The following is a 17269-nucleotide window of genomic DNA, read 5'->3' as shown; positions in this document are numbered from 1 at the left end:
ATGCGCCGCCTCTGGCAGTGGCCGCGGCTGCGTTGGCAGGAAGCATGGGCCGCGATGCGCGCGCATCCGTGGCGGGTGACGCTGATCGCCGCCCCCTGGCTGCTGGGCCTGCTGACCGTGGTGCCGATGCTCTGGTACGAAATGGACCGGGCCTTGCGCCTGCCCGAACGCCAGGCCGCGCAGGATGCGCTGGAGAATGCCGCGCAGTCGATGCTGCGCCGGCTGGGCCGGTTGCGCGACGACACGCGCTTCATCGCCTTCCTGACCCCGCGGCTGCTGGAAACCGGGTCGGAGGCGCAGTTGCTGGAAACCTACACCAGCTTCCTGATGGCCGGGCGCGATTACCACAAGGTGCGCTGGATGGACGCGACCGGGCAGGAGCGCCTGCGCGTGGACCAGGAGGGCGGCAGCATCCTGCGCGTGCCGGGCGGCGCGCTGCAGGACAAGCGCGGCCGGCCGTTCTTCGAGAATGCGCTGCTGCTGCAGCCGGGCGAGATCCATCTTTCCCCGCTGGACCTGAATTTCGAGAATGGCCGCATCGAGCAGCCGTTGCGGCCGACGCTGCGCGCCTCCTCGCCGTTCCTGATGGCCGATGGCAGCGTCGGCGTGGCCGTGGTGAACCTGCACGGCAGCGTGCTGCTCAAGCGCCTGCGCGACCGTGCGTCGCAGTCGGGTTTCAGCCTGTACCTGGTCCATCCCGACGGCTATTGGCTGCTGGGCCCCACCCCGGGCGAGGCCTGGGGGTGGCAGCTGGGCCACGCCGAGCACACCGTGGCGACATTCGATCCGGCGCTGTGGGCCGCCATGCAGCGACGGTCCGCCGGCAGCTGGCGCGACTGGAGCTTCACCACCCTGCAGGCGGCCTGGCGTGGTACCGAGGGCGACCTGCTCGCACACGCCGACCCGACGGTGGGGCAGCTGCGCCTGCTGGTGCACCGCTCGCGCCCGCCGACCGCGCGCTGGAAGGCGGTGCTCGGCGGCCTGGCGCTGCTGGGCGGCGTGCTGGTGCTGTGGCTGCTGCTGGCGCAGGCGCGCGGCATGGCGCGCGAACTGGCGTACATGCAGCGTCTGCGCGACAGCAATGCCGCGCTGGAGCTGGCCAACGAACACCTGCAGGCGGCGCAGCAGGAACTGGCGCGTGCCGAGCGCCTGTCGTCGCTGGGGCTGATGGTGGCGGGCGTCGCGCACGAAATGAACACCCCGCTGGCCAGTGCGCAGCTGGCACTGGGCACATTGCGTGGCGGCATCGCCCGCCTGCAGGCGCAGGTCATGGCGGGTCTGCGCCGGTCCGAGCTGGAGAGCTTCCTGGACGAGGCCACGGAGGCCTGTACCCTGGCCGACGGCGAGCTGCGGCGCACGTCGGCGCTGGTGCAGCGGTTCAAGCAGGTGGCAGTGGACCGCGCATCGCTGGAGCGGCGCGATTTCGATCTGGCGGAGGTCCTGCTGGATGCCGACCCGCGGCTGCGCCGCGGCAGCCTGGACGAGGGCATCGCGCTGGAGCTGGACCTGGAGCCGGGCATCACCCTGCACAGTTACCCGGGGCCGCTGGAACAGGTGGTCGCCAACCTGCTCAACAATGCGCTGCTGCACGCCTATCCGCAGGCACGGCAGGGCCGCATCCGGCTGTCCGCGCATCGCGACGGGGACGCGCTGGTGCGGATCGAGATCGCCGATGATGGCCGCGGCATCGCGCCGGAGCACCTGTCGCGCATCTTCGAGCCGTTCTTCACCACCGCGCGGAACCGCGGCGGGACCGGGCTGGGGCTGCACATCGTCCACCAGATCGTGACCGAGGTACTGGGCGGGCGGATCGAGGTCAGCAGCCACCGCGCGGGCGATCCGGGCGGCCTGCCGGCGGGGACCTGCTTCACCCTGATCATCCCGCGCGAAGCCCCCGAGCGCCCGCAGGGCGAGCCGCGCTAGCCGGAAACGCGGCGTACCGGCGCAAGCCCGGCCCGCCAGCCGTAGCCCTGGCATGCGCTTGCGCGCGGTGCGCGCGGGGATCGCCGGCGGACACGAGGGGCGCGCGGGCGCAGCGGAGGGGCGGAGGGCGCCTCGCGGGCGCGGGGGGTGTTCCTGCTGGAAGGGCGCGCCCGTCCGCGCGGCGGCGCGCGCCGGGTCAGTCCATGCCCAGCTTTTTGAGCTTGTAGCGCAGCGCGCGGAAGGTGATGCCCAGCTGCGCCGCGGTACGGGTCCGGTTCCAGCGGTTTTCTTCCAGCGCCTTCTGGATGGCCGCGCGCTCCATCTGTTCGATGTACGAGGGAAGGGCTGCATTGCCGGCATCGACCTCGACCGCGGCGTCTTCGGCCGCGCAGCCGGCATCGCCGCGCGCGGCGGGCAGGCGCAGGTCGCTGGCGCCGATGCTGTCGCCATCGGCCAGGGCAAGCGCGCGCTCCAGCACGTTCTCCAGCTCGCGTACGTTGCCGGGGAAGGCGTAACCGGCCAGCGCGTCCAGCGCCGACGGCGACAACAGCGGCGTGGGCAGCTGCTGCGAGCGCGCCAGCCGGCTGAGGATGGCCGCCGCCAGCTGCGGCAGGTCGCCGCGGCGCTCGCGCAGCGGCGGCACGCGCAGTTCGATCACGTTGATGCGGTAGTACAGGTCGTGGCGGAAACGGCCGTCCTGCACCAGCGCCGCCAGGTCCTTGTGCGTGGCCGACAGGATGCGCACGTCCACCGGTACTTCGGTGGCCGAGCCGACCGGGCGCACTGATTTCTCCTGGATCGCGCGCAGCAGCTTGACCTGCATCTGCAGCGGCAATTCGGCCACTTCGTCCAGGAACAGGGTGCCCCCGTGTGCGGCCTGGAACAGCCCGGGCTTGTCCGCATGCGCGCCGGTGAAGCTGCCCTTCTTGTGGCCGAAGAACTCGCTTTCCATCAGTTCGCCGGGGATGGCGCCGCAGTTGACCGGGATGAACGGCCCGGCCGCGCGCGCGCCCTGGTCGTGGATGGTGCGCGCCACCAGTTCCTTGCCGACGCCGGACTCGCCGACGATGTAGACCGGCGCCTGGCTGCGCGCGACCTTGGCGATGGTGGTGCGCAGGTCGGCCATCGCCTGCGACTCGCCGAGCAGGCGCGAGGCGCTTTCCGGTGGCGGCGACGGCGCTGCCCGCTCGCTGTTGTTGAGTTCCAGCGCGTGCTTGACCATGCCGCGCAGCACGCCGATGTCCACCGGCTTGCTGACGAAGTCGAAGGCGCCGGCCTTCAGCGCCTCCACCGCCAGGTCCATGCTGCCGAACGCGGTGATCATCGCCACCGGGGTGCGCGGGTGGTCGCGCGCGATCTCGGTGACCAGCTCGATGCCGTTGCCGTCGGGCAGGCGCATGTCGGTCAGGCACAGGTCGAAGCTGTTGCTGGCGAGCAGTTCGCGGGCTTCGGCCAGGTTGGCGGCGGTGCTGATGCGCAGCCCCATCCTGCCGAGGGTGAGGACCAGGAGTTCGCGGATGTCCCGTTCGTCGTCGACGACCAGCGCGCTATGCGTCACGTTCATGTTGAAAACGATAGCCGAGAGCGGCACTGGACGTCATCTTCCTGTCTCCGCGGCGGTGCTGGATCAGGCGGCGAAAGCGCCGTGCGGGGCGGGCATGACGATGCGGAAGCAGGCGCCGCGGGTCGGGATCGGGATGTATTCCAGCCGCGCCTGGCTGGCCCGGCACAGCTCCTGCGCGATGTACAGGCCCAGTCCGGTGCCGTGCTCGGAGGTGGTGTAGAACGGCCGGAACAGCTGTGCGGCGACCGCCTCGGGGATGCCGGGGCCGCGGTCGATCACGTCGATCACCGCGTGCCGGCCGGCGGACGCGACGCGGATCCGCACCTGTGCCGGCTCGTCGCCGGCGCGCCCGTACTTGAGCGCGTTGTGCACGAGTGCGGTCAGGATCTGGTGCAGGTGGCGCGGGTCCATCAGTGCCGGCACCGAGGACTCGCGGATGATGGATTCGACGTTGTCGGTCTCGGTGGACAGGGTCTGCCGGTACTCCAGCACGAAGCGCCGCACGAAGCTGGCCAGGTCCAGGTTTTCCGGGCTGGCGCGTTCGCGGCGGGCCAGCGCCAGCACGCTCTCGACGATGCCGTTGGTACGCTGGCACTGCTGGTGGATGATCTGCAGCAGGCGCCGGTCCGCTTCGCCCAGGTCGCTGGATTCCTCCAGCAGCTGCGTGGCGTAGTTGATCGCCGCCAGCGGGTTGCGGATCTCGTGCGCCAGGCTGGCCGAGAAGCGGCCCAGGGTGGACAGGGTGAGCGACTCGGCGCGGCGCGAGACCACGCTGGTGTCGTCCAGGAACAGCAGGGTCTGGTCGCTGTCGGCCAGCAGGCGCGCGAAGCGCGGCTGCACCTCGGCCTGGCCGCCGGCCAGTTGCAGCGGCTGCTCCTCGCCGGTCGAGCCGTTGCGCCAGCGCTGCAGGCGCCGCGCCAGCTCCGGTGCCACCTGGCTCAGCCGCGCCTCGCCGCCGGCCAGGCCATCGCCGGCCTCGCCAAGCAGCGCGGTGGCGGCCTCGTTGGCCAGGGCGATGCGGCCGCCGCCGTCCACCACCAGCACGCCGGTGCGCATGCGGCGGATGATCAGCTCGTTGATCTCGAACAGGTTGGCCACTTCGGCGCCACGCTGCTCGGCCAACTGCTGGTTGCGCCGGGCGCGGTTGCCGATCTGGTAGCTGATCCAGGCCAGGGCCAGGTAGCTGGTGACGAACATCGCCAGCTCGGCCACCGTGCGGGTGCTGTCGCCGCCTTCCAGTTCGCGCCAGCCGAACTCGGCCACGGTGGCGATGCTGGCCACCATGGCCAGCAGCATGCCGCCGGACAGCGGCAGCATCATCGCCGCGGCGGAAATGTTGAACAGCAGGGTCATGGAGATGCCGGCGCTGGCGCCGGGCAGGGCGTGGATGAGCAGGGTGGCGGCGAGGATGTCGCTCACCGCGCCCCAGAACACCAGCGGCCGCAGCCAGCGCTCGTTGCGGCCCCACGCCAGCAGGCCCAGCGCGACCGGCAGGTAGCCGATGCTCACCGCGCGTGCCAGCGCCGGGTGGTGCGCCTCGCTCATCAGCGCGCTCAGCGGGCTGAACACCAGCGCCGCGATCAGGCTGGCGATCAGCACCCGGTACAGCGCGAAGAAATACAGCTCGCGCCGCGGTATCGATTCGATGCGGTCGATGAGCGAGGACGGGGAGGTCAAGCGCGGGGCTCCGGCGACGGGCGGCAGCACGGAGTATAGGTGCGGGCCGGGATCGCGGTGACGGCCACCGCGACAATCCAGCGGCAGCCGGCAAGTGACTGAAATCCCGCCCGATTCCGCTCCCCGGGCGGCGCCGGGGATGGCGTTCTTTGCGCCACGGGCCGTGGTCGGCGACAATGGTGGGCCCGCCCGCCCTGCAGGAAGGCCATCCCTTGGCCCTGTGGACTCGTGGCGGTTGTTCCCATTCCCACGGTGACACATGAATTTCCACGAATACCAGGCAAAACAACTGCTTGCCGAGTACGGCATCCCCGTCCCGGCCGGCAAGGTCGCGGCTACCCCGGACGAGGCGGTCGCCGTTGCCCAGTCGCTGGGCCAGGGCCCCTGGATGGTCAAGGCGCAGATCCACGCGGGCGGCCGCGGCAAGGCCGGCGGCGTCAAGTTCTGCAAGACCGTCGAAGACGTGAAGGCGGCCGCGGCCAAGATGCTTGGCACCAAGATGGCGACCTACCAGACCGCCGGCGTCGAGTTGCCGATCAACCTGGTGCTGGTCACCACCGCCGGTGAGATCGTCAAGGAGCTGTACCTGTCGGTGCTGGTCGACCGTGGCACCCGTACCATCAGCTTCATCGCCTCTTCGGAAGGCGGCATGGAGATCGAGCAGGTCGCCGCCGAGACCCCGGACAAGATCCACACCCTGAACGTGGACTTCGTCGAGGGCGTGCAGGGTTACCACGGCCGCGACATCGGCTTCAAGATGGGCCTGACCGCCAAGCAGGCCGGCCAGTTCGCCAACATCATGGTGAACCTGTACCGCATCTTCAACGAGAAGGACCTGGCGCTGGTCGAGATCAACCCGCTGGCGATCCTGGACGACGGCAACCTGTACGCGCTGGACGGCAAGTTCAACAGCGACGACAACGCCAGCTTCCGCCACAAGGAACTGGTCGCCATGCGCGACAAGTCCCAGGAAGACGAAACCGAAGTGACCGCTTCGGAGCTGGACATCAACTACGTCACCATGGACGGCAACATCGGCTGCATGGTGAACGGTGCCGGCCTGGCCATGGCCACCATGGACGTCATCAAGCTCAACGGCGGCGAGCCGGCGAACTTCCTGGACGTGGGCGGCGGCGCCAACAAGCAGCGCGTGATCGAGGCGTTCAAGCTGATCCTGTCCTCGGACAAGGTCGAAGGCATCTTCGTCAACATCTTCGGCGGCATCGTCCGCTGCGACATGATTGCCGAAGGCATCATCGCCGCCGTGAAGGAAGTGGGCGTCAAGGTTCCGGTCGTGGTGCGCCTGGAAGGCACCAACGTGGAAGAAGGCAAGCAGCTGCTGCGCGACAGCGGCATGGCGATCATCCCGGCCGACAACATCAACGACGGCGCCAAGAAGGTCGTTGAAGCGGTCAAGAACGCCGCCGCCTGATCATTCCCTGTTTCGGGGCACCGGGCTGCGTTCCTCCAGCCCCCTTGAGTCAAGGGGGCGGCATTGCCGCGAAGCGGTGATGCGGGGGATGGGGTGGCATGCCTGAGTGATGTTCCGCATGGCGGAACATCACGTGGTTCCGAAGCCGACAAACAGCAAGAGATTCAGAGGACTCAAACGAATGTCCGTTTTGATTAACAAGAACACCAAGGTGATCGTGCAGGGCTTCACCGGCCAGCAGGGCACCTTCCACGCCACCCAGATGATCGAGTACGGCACCCAAGTCGTCGGCGGCGTCACCCCGGGCAAGGGCGGCACCACCCACATCGACCTGCCGGTGTTCAACACCGTGGCCGATGCCGTGGCCAGCACCGGCGCCGATGCGTCGGTCATCTACGTGCCGCCACCGTTCGCCGCCGATGCGATCCTGGAAGCCGCTGCCGCGGGCATCAAGGTCATCGTCTGCATCACCGAGGGCATCCCGGTGCTGGACATGCTGCGGGTCAAGAACGTGCTGACCCGCACCTACCCGGAGACCGTGCTGATCGGGCCGAACTGCCCCGGCGTGATCACCCCGGGCGAGTGCAAGATCGGCATCATGCCGGGCCACATCCACAAGCCGGGCAAGATCGGCATCGTGTCGCGTTCGGGCACCCTGACCTATGAAGCGGTCAAGCAGACCACCGAAGTCGGCCTGGGCCAGTCCACCTGCATCGGCATCGGCGGCGACCCGATCAACGGCCTGAACTTCGTCGACTGCCTGAAGCTGTTCAACGAAGACCCGCAGACCGAAGGCATCATCATGGTCGGCGAGATCGGCGGCGACGCCGAGGAAGCCGGTGCCGAGTACATCAAGGCACACGTGAAGAAGCCGGTCGTCGGTTTCATCGCCGGTGCGTCGGCGCCGGCCGGCAAGCGCATGGGCCACGCGGGCGCGATCGCCTCGGGTGGCAAGGGCACCGCCGAGGGCAAGTTCGCGGCGATGGAAGCCGCTGGCGTGGTCACCGTGCGTTCGCCGGGCGACCTGGGCGCCGCCATCGCCAAGCTGGTCAAGTAAGACCGGCCGCGATGCACAACGAAAAGGCCGCCTGCGGGCGGCCTTTTCGCGTTCCGGGTGCGGGATTCAGCGCAGCGACTTGATCGTCAGGTCCAGGGCATCGCGGCCGCCCTCGCGCTGCAGCAGGCGCACCGGCACCGGCATGCCCGGGGCGATCCAGGCGATCTGTTCCTTGTTGCCGTCCACGCGCGCGACCTTGGTGGCCTCCACGGTCTTGCCGTCGACGGTCATGTTTTCCTTGCCGACCACGCGGTAGGTCAGGGTCTTGACCCGGCCGTCGTCCACCATGCGGTAGTTGAGCGGCTTGCCGGCGGCGACGTCGCGGGCGATGGCCAGGTTGATCAGCAGGCCGTCCATGTCGCCGTTCTGCAGCGCCACCGGCCCGCGCCGTTCCGGCTTCACATCGCCGCTCCAGGTGGCCTGGCTGCTGCCCCAGTCGTAGCGCGCATCGACCGCGCGGCGCTTGAACGGAATCACCGAGGCGTCATGGCTGCTCAGCGGTCGCAGGCGGCCGTTCTGCTCGTCGAACAGCGTGCTCTGGCTCAACTCGGCCAGCTGGTTCTTGACCTGCAGCGTGTAGCGCCACTTGCCGCCGTTCTCCGCGGCCAGGGTCATCACCCCGTTGGCCTGCAGGCCCATGTAGCTGGCCTGGTAGTTGGCGGTGAACGGCTGCATGGCCAGTGCGGGCGTGCTGGCCAGCGCGGCGAGGGCGGCGGCGGCCAGCGGGAGATGGCGCAGAGAGGGCTTCATGCTCAGGCTCCTTGGTATTCGGTCAGGCGCAGGTCGATGGCGTCCTCGCCATCCTCGCGCTGCAGGATGCGTACGGGCGTGGGCACGCCATTGGCGATCCACAGGATGGTCTCGTCGTTGCCGCCGTTGGTGCGGTAGACCCGCAGCGCGTCGTAGCTGAGGTCGCCGACCTGCACGGTCTCGGTGCTGGTGGCCGCCTGGTATTCGTACTGGCGGACCCGGCCCACGTCGACGTAGCGGTAACGCAGCGGCTGGCCGGGGCGGGCGTCGCGCATCAGCGACAGATTGAGCAGCAGGGCGCTCTGGTCGCCCGGCTGCAGCGGAATCGGGCGCTGGCGTTCCTTCTTGAGGTCGCCGTGCCACTGCGCGGTGCCATCGCGCCAGTCGTAGGTGCCGGTGACCTTCTTGCCCAGGAACAGCGCCTTCTTCACCGTGCTCTGGCTGAGCGGCACGTACACCGTGCCCTGGTTGTCGAACACCGTGCTCTGCTCCAGGTTCAGGCCCAGCACCCCGGCGAACCCGCGGCGCCCGCGCACGGCCATGTCCACGCGCCAGCGGGCACCGTCGTCATGGACCACGCGCATGGTCGCATCGCCGGCTTCCTTGCCCTTGTAGAAGGCCTGGTAGGTGGCGACGAACGGTTCCAGCGCCGGCGGGTCCCACTCGGCCGGCGGCAGCGCCGCGGCCGTCGCGGGGGCGGTTTCCTGGGCCACGACCGGCAGGGTCGTCAGCAGGCTGGCCAGCACTACCGGTTTGAGGAAGGCGAGGGTCATGCTCGGATCTGGGCGGGAGGGATGGTCATCATGCCAGCCGGCGCATCAGCGGCATGTGCGGATCAGCGCCGGAGGGTGCCGTCGGAATCTAGGCGCAGGGGATTAAACAGGGACTGACCATCGAACAGGACCGTGCCATCCTGTTCAGCTACGCGCCCATCGACCAGCAGGCGTACCGTTGCCAGCAGCAGCGGGTGCTCGACCGCCAGCACCCGCGCGGCCAGCGCATCGGCGTCGTCGCCGGCCAGCACCGGCACCCGTGCCTGTGCGATCACCGCGCCGGCATCCAGTTCCGGCACCACGAAATGGACGCTGGCGCCATGCTCGGCGTCACCGGCCTCGATGGCGCGGGCGTGGGTGTGCAGGCCCTTGTGCCGCGGCAGCAGCGACGGATGGATGTTGACCAGGCGGCCGCCGAAGCGCTGCACGAAGCCGGCGCCGAGGATGCGCATGTAGCCGGCGCAGACGATCCAGTCCGGGGTGCTGGCGGCCACGGCGTCGCCGAGCGCGGCGTCGAACGCATCGCGGCCGGCGAACTCCCGCGGCGAACGTGCCCAGCGCAGCGCCGGGGCGACCTTGTCCAGCGCCGCGGCGCCGGGCTTGTCGGAGAACACGCCGACGATGCGCGCGTGCAGCTGCCCGCTACCGATGCCGTCCAGCAGGCACTGCAGGTTGCTGCCGCGGCCGGAGGCGAGCACGGCGATGCGTGCGGGGGCGCTCATCGGGCCACCCGCCGCGCCAGCGGCCAGGCCAGCAGGCTGCCGACAGTGGCCAGCAGCATGTCGGCATGCGCATCCCAGACATCGCCCTGCTGGCCGTTGTAGGCTTCGGCGGCTTCCGGCGACAGCGCCAGCGCGATGCCCCATTCCAGCCATTCGTACACCAGGCTGGAACACATGACCGCCATCACCGCCAGCACGAACGCCTGGCCACCGCGCAGCGCCGGCCACGCGTGCCGGGCCAGCTGCGCCAGCGCCGGGGTGAAGCAGGCGCCATACAACAGGTGGATCAGCCGGTCGAAATGGTTGCGCTGCCAGCCGAAGGCCGCGCCGGGCGACCAGCCGGCCAGCGCCTGCAGCCATGCCTCGTACGGCACGTTGGAATACAGCCAGCGCGCACCGATGCAATGCAGCGCGACGAACCCGCAGATGGCGGCAAACGCGCCGCCATCCAGCGGCCAGCGCCGGTCCACCCACCACAGCGCCGCCAGCCCGACCACGGTCAGCGAGCTGTGCAGGGCCTGCTCCAGTGGCCACAGTGGCTTGATCCACGTGAGCAGGAACACGGCGAGCACGCCGGCGAACGCGGCCTTCTTGGCAGGGCTCATGCGGCGTGGCCCGGAGGAGGGGTGAAGGGCGGTGACGTACCGTTCAAGCGAAGGCCGCCTTGACCGAAGGGCGCATCAGCACGATCAGGGTGAACACGCCCAGTACCGTGCCGAAAGGCATCATCATGCAGGAGATGGCGGCGACCACCAGGCACAGCGTGTAACGCCGGCGCTGCCGCAGGCAGCGGCCGGCATGGGCCATGAAACCCGCCAGGGCCAGGCCGCAGGCAATGAAGACGCCGGCGAAGGCAACGAAGAACCAGCCGAACAATCGCGGATCGATGGCCTGCGCACCGGAAGTGCCCGTCTCCACCGGCAGCCTGCCGGTGGCCATGGCCAGCCCCATCACCAGGTGCAGCACGGGGATCAGCGAAAACAGCCCGGTGATCGCCGCCACCACGTAATGGAAGATCGACAGCAGGCGCAGCTGGCTGGCGTCCTCGTCGGTCAGCCTGGGCGGCGGGGCGGGGGCGGTCACCGGGTCCATGGGGCAGCGTGCGGTCCGGAAACCTCAGCCGATGCGCACGCGCTCGCCGCCCTCGGCCGCGACCACCTGGCCGATCTGCCAGTGCGCCAGCTGCAGCGTGTCGAGCGAGGCGCCGATGGCGGCGGCCTGGTCGGCCGGCACCAGCAGCACGAAGCCGATGCCGCAGTTGAAGGTGCGCCACATCTCGCTGTCGGCGACGTTGCCTTCGCGCTGCAGCCACTGGAACACCGGCGGCAGGGTCCAGCTGCCGGCATCGATGTCCAGGCCCAGGCCGTCGGGCACCACGCGGATGATGTTTTCGGTCAGGCCGCCGCCGGTGATATGCGCCATGCCGTGGATCGTGGCGCCGTGTTCCTTCAGCAGCGACAGGATCGGCTTGACGTACAGGCGGGTCGGTGCCATCAGCGCGTCCACCAGCTTGACGCCGTCCTCCAGCACCAGGTCGGCCGGCTGGCCGGCGCGGTCGTAGATGCGGCGCACCAGCGAGTAGCCGTTGGAATGCGGGCCGGAGGAAGCGATGCCGATCAGCACGTCACCCTGGCGCACGCTGGAGCCGTCCTTCAGCTCGCTCTTCTCCACCGCGGCCACGGTGAAGCCAGCCAGGTCGTACTCGCCCGGGGCGTACATGTCGGGCATCTCGGCGGTTTCGCCACCGATCAGCGCGCAGCCGGCCTCGGTGCAGCCGTTGGCGATGCCGCCCACGACCGCGGCGGCGGTGTCGATGTCGAGCTTGCCGGTGGCGAAGTAATCCAGGAAGAACAGCGGTTCGGCGCCCTGCACCAGCACGTCGTTCACGCACATGGCGACCAGGTCGATGCCGATGGTGTCGTGGCGGCCGAGCTGCTGGGCCAGCTTGAGCTTGGTGCCGACGCCATCGGTACCCGAGACCAGCACCGGCTCGCGGTACTTGCCGGACAGGTCGAACAGCGCGCCGAAGCCGCCCAGCCCGCCCATCACCTCGGGACGGAAGCTGCGCTTGACCAGCGGCTTGATGCGCTCGACCAGTTCGTTGCCCGCGTCGATGTCCACGCCGGCGTCACGGTAGGTCAGGGGAGAGTTGGCGGAAGTCGGGGAACTGGTCACGGGCGGCTGCACTGGCGGGGTGAACGGGCGATTTTAACAGGCCACGTTGGCGCCAAGGCCGCATTCGGGCAACAATTCCCACCGGAACCGTCGAGCAATGGAACCCTCAATGCGTCGCAGCCTGGCCTTTTTCCTGTTTATGGCGCTCTGCCTGTCCGTCCCGGCGGCGCTTGCGCAGTCCGGCCTGCGTACCGAGGGCGACATCGCCAGCGCCCAGAATGCCTACGAGGCGGAGGTGCCGGTCAACAGCCAGGGCGACGCCGACCGCAACGGCGCCCTGGCGCGCGCGCTGGGCGCGGTACTGGGCAAGCTGTCCGGCGACCGCAGCGCAATGACCCGCCCGGGCGTCGCCCAGGCGCTGCGCAGTGCCAGGGACATGGTCGAGAGCTACGACTACCGCCAGGACCAGAGCGTGTCGGCCTCCGGCGCACCCAGCTTCCGGACCATGCTGGTGGCGCGTTTCCGCCAGGACGACGTGGACGGGCTGGTCGCGGCGCTGGGGCTGCCGGTATGGCCGCAGCCGCGGCCCAAGCCGGTGGTGTGGATGGCGATCGACGACGGCAGCGGCCCGCGCCTGGTGGGCGTGCAGCAGGCCAATGCGGCGCGTCCGCTGCTGGACCGCGCCGTCGAGCGCGGTTTCCGCCTGGGCCTGCCCGGTGGCGGCGCCGCCGAGCAGGCGCTGGTCGGCGCGATCTGGCGCCAGGACACCGCCGCCATCGCCCGCGCCTCGACGCGCTATGCCCCGCCGATGCAACTGATCGGCAAGCTGTACCGCGCCAGCGGCGGTGGCTGGATGGCCGACTGGGTGTTCGTCGATGACGGGCGCGAGCTGGCGCGCTGGAGCACCCGCGACGGCGATGCCCGCCGCGCCATGGCCGGTGGCGCCGACGGTGCCGCGGACGCGCTGGTCAAGCGCTACGCCAAGGCGCCGGTGACCGGTGCCGCCGGCACCTACCGCATTCGCGTCAGCGGGCTGCGCACCGCGGCCGATTACCTGCGCGTGGCCGCCACCCTGCAGTCGGTGCCGGTGGTGCGTTCGGTCGTGCCGGTACACGCGTCCGGCGATCGCCTGGAGCTGGACCTGGAGCTGATGAGCGGCCTGCAGGGCCTGAACCGCATGCTCGGCGCCGATGCCGCGCTGCAGCCGGTGGCACCGCCTGCCGAAGGCGCGCCGGCGTCCACCACGGCCGAGTACCGCGTCCGATGAACAGTAGCGCCGATACCGAAATCGCGCTGTTCCTGCGCCGCGTGAAGTGGGCGGTGCTGGGGGCCTTCGCCATGTGGGTGCTGTGGCTGCTGGCGCCGATCCTGACCCCGTTCGTGGTGGCGCTGATGCTGGCCTGGCTGGGCGATCCGCTGGTGGACCGGCTGGAGGCGCGCGGCCGGTCGCGCAATACCGCGGTGATCTTGGTGTTCGCGCTGATGATCCTGCTGCTGGCGCTGGCGCTGCTGATCCTGGTGCCGATGATCCAGCGCCAGATCACCACCCTGGTGGCCGCGCTGCCGCAGGCCCAGGAATGGCTGATGGGCACCGCGCTGCCGTGGATCGAACGGCGTACCGGGGTGGAGATCCTCGGCTGGCTGGAACCCGAACGCCTGTTCGAGTGGGTGCGCACCCATTGGCAGCAGGCCGGTGGCGCGGCCAGCACCCTGTTCGGCTACCTGTCGCGCTCGGGCTTCGCGATGGTGGCCTGGGTGGTGAACCTGGCGCTGCTGCCGATCCTGGCGTACTACTTCCTGCGCGACTGGGACCGCCTGGTCGAGCGCGTCGCCTCGGTGATCCCGCGCAACCATATCGAAACCGTGTCGCGGCTGGCGCGCGAATCCAACGACGTGCTGGGTGCCTTCATCCGTGGGCAGATCGCGGTGATGATCGCGCTGGGCGTGGTGTACGCGGTGGGCCTGTCGGTGGTCGGACTCAACCTCGGCCTGCTGATCGGACTGGTCGCCGGGCTGATCAGCTTCATTCCCTACCTGGGCGCCACCACCGGCGTGGTGCTGGCGGTGCTGGCGGCGCTGGTGCAGGCGCAGGGCTTCGACCTGAAGCTGCTGGCGCTGGTCGGCGTGGTGTTCACCGTCGGCCAGTTGCTGGAGAGCTACGTGCTCACCCCGCGCATCGTCGGCGACAAGATCGGCCTGCATCCGGTGGCGGTGATCTTCGCGGTGATGGCCGGCGGCCAGTTGTTCGGTTTCCTCGGCATGCTGCTGGCGCTGCCGGCGGCGGCGGTGATCAACGTGCTGCTGCGCTACGCGCATGAGCGTTACCGGCAGAGCGAACTGTATGCCGGGCACGGCCCGACCATCGTGCTGCAGTCCAGCGGCGAGCCCGCCCCGGGCATGGGCATCGTGCCGAAGGACGTGGAACCGAAGTGAGCGTGCCGCAGTTGCCGCTGGCCCTGCGCTATCCGCCGGACCAGCGATTGGAGACCTTCATCGGTGCCCCGGACGGGGCGCTGGCGCAGTTGCGCGCCGCCGCCACCGGCGACAGCCGCGACTGGGTGTATCTGGTCGGCCCCGCGGGCAGCGGCAAGACCCACCTGGCGCTGGCCGTGTGCGCGGCCGCCGAGCAGGCCGGGCGCGGTTCGGCCTACCTGCCGCTGCAGGCCGCCGCCGGGCGCCTGCGCGATGCGCTGGAGGCGCTGGAGGGGCGCGACGTGGTCGCGCTGGATGGCCTGAATGCCATCGCCGGCCAGCGCGAGGACGAGGTGGCGCTGTTCGATTTCCACAACCGTGCGCGTGCCGCCGGCGTGACCCTGCTCTACACCGCCAGCGCCGCACCCGACGCGCTGGGGCTGGTGCTGCCGGACCTGCGTTCGCGGCTGTCGCAGTGCGGGCGCATCCTGCTGGACGCGCTCGACGACGCCGGCCGCGGTGCGGTGCTGCGCGAGCGCGCGATCCGTCGCGGGCTGGCACTGGACCAGGCCGCGATCGACTGGCTGCTCACCCGCACCGGGCGCGACCTCGGTGGCCTGGTGGTGTTGCTGGACCGGCTCGACCGCGAGTCGCTCGCGGCCAAGCGGCGGATCACCGTGCCGTTCCTGCGCCAGGTGCTGGACGGATCCTGAGCAACACGGCGATCACCTGGCCGGGGGGGGGGGCCGGGAACGTTCCAGGCGAGGCAGGTGGGTTGCATGGGTGCGGGGCTTGCCCCCGCACGAAGCCTTGCCGGGAATGCACGAGGCTTCACCGGGAAAGCGCCGTACGGGGCAAGCCCCGTACCTACGACAGATTTGTTCGTTCACGGGAGGAACCCGCTCCGGTGAATCGACCAGGGCAGGGTCGCCGCTGGTGCTCTGGATGCGGGCGCGGAGGATGTAAGCCCCGACCCGTGATTGAACGGCGCGTTGGCGCAATGCTCTCCGTAGGTGCGGGGCTTGCCCCGCACGATGCCTCGCCGGGAATGCACGAGGCTTCACCGGGAAAGCGCCCTACGGCGCAAGCCCCGTACCTACGATGAGAGGGCTTCTTCCAGCGCCTGCAGCCGCTGCGGGGTGCCGACGTCGGTCCACCGGCCGCGGTAGTGCTGGCCGGTCATGCGGCCCTGCGCCATGAAGTGCTTCTGCAGCGGCACCACGCTGAAACGCGGCGGGGTGCGCTCGCTGCCGGGGGCATCGCCGATCACCGCGCGCCAGCCCTGCAGGATCGACGGGCGATACACGCCGATGCCGGCATACGTCAGGCACGGTGCGTCGCGGTCGTCATGCAGCACGCCGTGCGCGTCCAGGTGGTAGTCACCGCGCGGGTGCTGCGGTGGATTGTCCACCAGCAGCAGGTGCGCCTCGCCGGCCGGCTCGCGCGGCAGCAGCGAAAAGTCGAAGTCGGTCCAGATGTCGCCATTGACCACCAGGAACGGCGCCTCGCCCAGCAGCGGCAGCGCGTTGAGCATGCCGCCGCCGGTCTCCAGCGGGGTCGGCCCTTCGTGGGCGTAGTGCAGGCGCAGGTTCCAGCGGCTGCCGTCGCCCAGCGCCCGGGGGAACTGCTCGGCCAGCCACGAGGTGTTGATCACCACGTCGTGCACGCCGAGCGCGGCCAGCTTTTCCAGGTGCCATGCGATCAGCGGCTTGCCGCCGGCCGGCAGCAGCGGCTTGGGCGTGTGCTCGGTCAGCGGGCGCATGCGCTCGCCCAGGCCGGCGGCGAAAACCAGTGCCTTCATCGGGTGGCCCGCGCGGCGAGCGCCGGCTTGATCCGCCGCTGCAGCAGCGACTGCAGCGCCGACAGCTGTGGGTGGCGCTGCAGGACCTCGTCCAGGTAGGCGATGAAGCGCGGCACGTCTTCCAGGTAATGGCTCTTGCCGTCGCGGTAATGCAGGCGCGAGAAGATGCCGAGGATCTTCAGGTGGCGCTGCACGCCCATCCAGTCGGCGTCGCGCAGGAAGGTGGCGCGGTCGGGCACCGGCAGGCCGGCGCCGAGCGCACGCGCGTGGTAGCGCGCCAGCCAGTCGTCCACGCGCGGCAGCGGCCAGCTGAGGAAGGCATCCTTGAACAGGCTCACCGGGTCGTAGGCGATCGGCCCGCGCACCATGTCCTGGAAATCCAGGACCGCCGGGCCGTCGGCCACCGGCATCAGGTTGCGCGGCATGAAGTCGCGGTGGGTCATCACCTGCGGCTGCCCCAGCGCGTTGTCCATCAGCCGCCGCTGTACCAGTTGCAGGCCCTCGACCTCGCCGCAGTCCAGCTGCAGGCCGAGATGGCGCTGCAGGAACCATTCGTCGAACAGGCCGGCATCGCGCTGCAGCAGCGCCTCGCCGAACTCGCCGAAGCCGTCGGGCACCGGGATCGACTGCAACCGGACCAGCTGCTCCATGGCGCGGTCGAACCACGCATCGGCATTGCCGTCGTCCAGCAGCCGCGCCAGGGTCGGCGCGCCAAGGTCCTCCAGCAGCAGGAAGCCGGCATCCAGGTCCTGCGCGAGCAGCGCGGGCACGCGCAGCCCATGCGCCAGCAGCAGCTCGCGCATGCGCAGCCAGGGCCGCGGATCCTCCAGCCCGGGCGGTGCGTCCATGACGATATGGCTGCCCGCATCACCGGTGACGCGCCAGTAGCTGCGGAAGCCGGCATCCACCGAGGCGCGCTCGATGCTGGCGGTGGCGTCGGCCAGGCGTTCACGTGCCCACTCCAGGCGGTGCCGCGCGCGCTGCGGTTCGAGGGAAATGTCCGGGTTCATCGGTGGAGCGTGCTCGCAGGTGCCAATGGCCCC

At 70.1% G+C, this 17269-nt stretch carries 16 protein-coding genes; 6 read left to right on the top strand and 10 right to left on the bottom strand.

The window, feature by feature from the left end; all coding sequences use genetic code 11:
* Window positions 1–1923 carry a sensor histidine kinase gene (locus MKP15_RS06950; protein WP_237723401.1) on the top strand — a complete coding sequence of 641 codons (1923 nt, stop codon included), beginning with the start codon at window positions 1–3 and terminating at the stop codon, window positions 1921–1923.
* A 196-nt stretch (window positions 1924–2119) separates the two neighbouring features.
* Here MKP15_RS06950 and MKP15_RS06945 read toward each other — a convergent pair whose 3' ends face one another.
* Window positions 2120–3487: a sigma-54 dependent transcriptional regulator gene (locus tag MKP15_RS06945; RefSeq protein ID WP_240212218.1), complete on the bottom strand. Its 1368-nt coding sequence runs from the start codon at window positions 3485–3487 to the stop codon at window positions 2120–2122.
* 63 nt (window positions 3488–3550) lie between these two features.
* Window positions 3551–5164: an ATP-binding protein gene (locus tag MKP15_RS06940; protein ID WP_240212217.1), complete on the bottom strand. Its 1614-nt coding sequence runs from the start codon at window positions 5162–5164 to the stop codon at window positions 3551–3553.
* Window positions 5165–5423: 259 nt separating this feature from the next.
* On the opposite strand from MKP15_RS06940, the gene sucC reads away from it, so the two are divergent.
* Window positions 5424–6596 (top strand): ADP-forming succinate--CoA ligase subunit beta, encoded by a 1173-nt coding sequence (sucC, locus tag MKP15_RS06935; RefSeq protein WP_054667218.1) that lies wholly within the window; start codon window positions 5424–5426, stop codon window positions 6594–6596.
* A 181-nt stretch (window positions 6597–6777) separates the two neighbouring features.
* Window positions 6778–7653, top strand: coding sequence for a succinate--CoA ligase subunit alpha (gene sucD / locus MKP15_RS06930; RefSeq protein ID WP_054667217.1), 876 nt, complete (start codon window positions 6778–6780; stop codon window positions 7651–7653).
* Window positions 7654–7719: 66 nt separating this feature from the next.
* Here the strand turns inward: sucD and MKP15_RS06925 are convergent, their stop codons facing one another.
* The 6 genes from MKP15_RS06925 to purM form a co-directional block, all read right to left on the bottom strand.
* Complete coding sequence (locus MKP15_RS06925; RefSeq protein ID WP_240212216.1) at window positions 7720–8403, bottom strand: DUF3108 domain-containing protein; 684 nt, start codon at window positions 8401–8403, stop codon at window positions 7720–7722.
* Window positions 8404–8405: 2 nt separating this feature from the next.
* A complete protein-coding gene (locus tag MKP15_RS06920; protein ID WP_240212215.1) occupies window positions 8406–9176 on the bottom strand; it encodes a DUF3108 domain-containing protein in 771 nt (256 codons plus the stop codon).
* 62 nt (window positions 9177–9238) lie between these two features.
* Window positions 9239–9898 carry a phosphoribosylglycinamide formyltransferase gene (gene purN, locus MKP15_RS06915; RefSeq protein ID WP_240212214.1) on the bottom strand — a complete coding sequence of 220 codons (660 nt, stop codon included), beginning with the start codon at window positions 9896–9898 and terminating at the stop codon, window positions 9239–9241.
* Complete coding sequence (locus tag MKP15_RS06910) at window positions 9895–10503, bottom strand: DUF2238 domain-containing protein (protein ID WP_240212213.1); 609 nt, start codon at window positions 10501–10503, stop codon at window positions 9895–9897. The genes purN and MKP15_RS06910 overlap by 4 nt, the downstream gene beginning before the upstream one ends.
* 43 nt (window positions 10504–10546) lie before the next feature.
* Window positions 10547–10990, bottom strand: coding sequence for a hypothetical protein (locus MKP15_RS06905; protein WP_104939393.1), 444 nt, complete (start codon window positions 10988–10990; stop codon window positions 10547–10549).
* 24 nt (window positions 10991–11014) lie between these two features.
* Window positions 11015–12073: a phosphoribosylformylglycinamidine cyclo-ligase gene (purM, locus tag MKP15_RS06900; RefSeq protein ID WP_240212212.1), complete on the bottom strand. Its 1059-nt coding sequence runs from the start codon at window positions 12071–12073 to the stop codon at window positions 11015–11017.
* Window positions 12074–12119: 46 nt separating this feature from the next.
* On the opposite strand from purM, the gene MKP15_RS06895 reads away from it, so the two are divergent.
* The 3 genes from MKP15_RS06895 to hda are packed head-to-tail and all read left to right on the top strand — an operon-like array spanning window position 12120 to window position 15138.
* Window positions 12120–13280, top strand: coding sequence for a DUF2066 domain-containing protein (locus MKP15_RS06895; protein WP_237723402.1), 1161 nt, complete (start codon window positions 12120–12122; stop codon window positions 13278–13280).
* Window positions 13277–14446 (top strand): AI-2E family transporter, encoded by a 1170-nt coding sequence (locus MKP15_RS06890; RefSeq protein ID WP_161613411.1) that lies wholly within the window; start codon window positions 13277–13279, stop codon window positions 14444–14446. Before MKP15_RS06895 ends, MKP15_RS06890 begins: the two co-directional genes overlap by 4 nt.
* Window positions 14443–15138, top strand: coding sequence for a DnaA regulatory inactivator Hda (gene hda, locus MKP15_RS06885; RefSeq protein ID WP_240212211.1), 696 nt, complete (start codon window positions 14443–14445; stop codon window positions 15136–15138). The genes MKP15_RS06890 and hda overlap by 4 nt, the downstream gene beginning before the upstream one ends.
* A 383-nt stretch (window positions 15139–15521) precedes the next feature.
* On the opposite strand, the gene murU is transcribed toward hda, so the two are convergent.
* Window positions 15522–16226, bottom strand: a complete 705-nt coding sequence (gene murU, locus MKP15_RS06880; protein ID WP_240212210.1) for an N-acetylmuramate alpha-1-phosphate uridylyltransferase MurU — start codon at window positions 16224–16226, stop codon at window positions 15522–15524.
* Entirely contained in the window at window positions 16223–17236 is a 1014-nt protein-coding gene (locus MKP15_RS06875) for a phosphotransferase (protein ID WP_240212209.1), read from the bottom strand. Before MKP15_RS06875 ends, murU begins: the two co-directional genes overlap by 4 nt.
* Window positions 17237–17269 lie beyond the last annotated feature (33 nt).

Origin of the sequence: Stenotrophomonas sp. Y6 (assembly GCF_022436665.1) — a bacterium.
Classification (GTDB): Bacteria; Pseudomonadota; Gammaproteobacteria; order Xanthomonadales; family Xanthomonadaceae; genus Stenotrophomonas; species Stenotrophomonas acidaminiphila_A.
This window is presented reverse-complemented; position numbering and strand designations above follow the sequence as displayed.

What these genes read in the sequence shown, in the direction of transcription:
- MKP15_RS06950 (WP_237723401.1), top strand. Translation starts at nt 1, where the DNA reads ATGCGCCGCCTCTGGCAGTGGCCGCGGCTGCGTTGGCAGGAAGCATGG.
- MKP15_RS06945 (WP_240212218.1), bottom strand. Translation starts at nt 3,487, where the DNA reads ATGAACGTGACGCATAGCGCGCTGGTCGTCGACGACGAACGGGACATC.
- sucC (WP_054667218.1), top strand. Translation starts at nt 5,424, where the DNA reads ATGAATTTCCACGAATACCAGGCAAAACAACTGCTTGCCGAGTACGGC.
- sucD (WP_054667217.1), top strand. Translation starts at nt 6,778, where the DNA reads ATGTCCGTTTTGATTAACAAGAACACCAAGGTGATCGTGCAGGGCTTC.
- MKP15_RS06925 (WP_240212216.1), bottom strand. Translation starts at nt 8,403, where the DNA reads ATGAAGCCCTCTCTGCGCCATCTCCCGCTGGCCGCCGCCGCCCTCGCC.
- MKP15_RS06920 (WP_240212215.1), bottom strand. Translation starts at nt 9,176, where the DNA reads ATGACCCTCGCCTTCCTCAAACCGGTAGTGCTGGCCAGCCTGCTGACG.
- purN (WP_240212214.1), bottom strand. Translation starts at nt 9,898, where the DNA reads ATGAGCGCCCCCGCACGCATCGCCGTGCTCGCCTCCGGCCGCGGCAGC.
- MKP15_RS06910 (WP_240212213.1), bottom strand. Translation starts at nt 10,503, where the DNA reads ATGAGCCCTGCCAAGAAGGCCGCGTTCGCCGGCGTGCTCGCCGTGTTC.
- MKP15_RS06905 (WP_104939393.1), bottom strand. Translation starts at nt 10,990, where the DNA reads ATGGACCCGGTGACCGCCCCCGCCCCGCCGCCCAGGCTGACCGACGAG.
- MKP15_RS06890 (WP_161613411.1), top strand. Translation starts at nt 13,277, where the DNA reads ATGAACAGTAGCGCCGATACCGAAATCGCGCTGTTCCTGCGCCGCGTG.
- murU (WP_240212210.1), bottom strand. Translation starts at nt 16,226, where the DNA reads ATGAAGGCACTGGTTTTCGCCGCCGGCCTGGGCGAGCGCATGCGCCCG.
- MKP15_RS06875 (WP_240212209.1), bottom strand. Translation starts at nt 17,236, where the DNA reads ATGAACCCGGACATTTCCCTCGAACCGCAGCGCGCGCGGCACCGCCTG.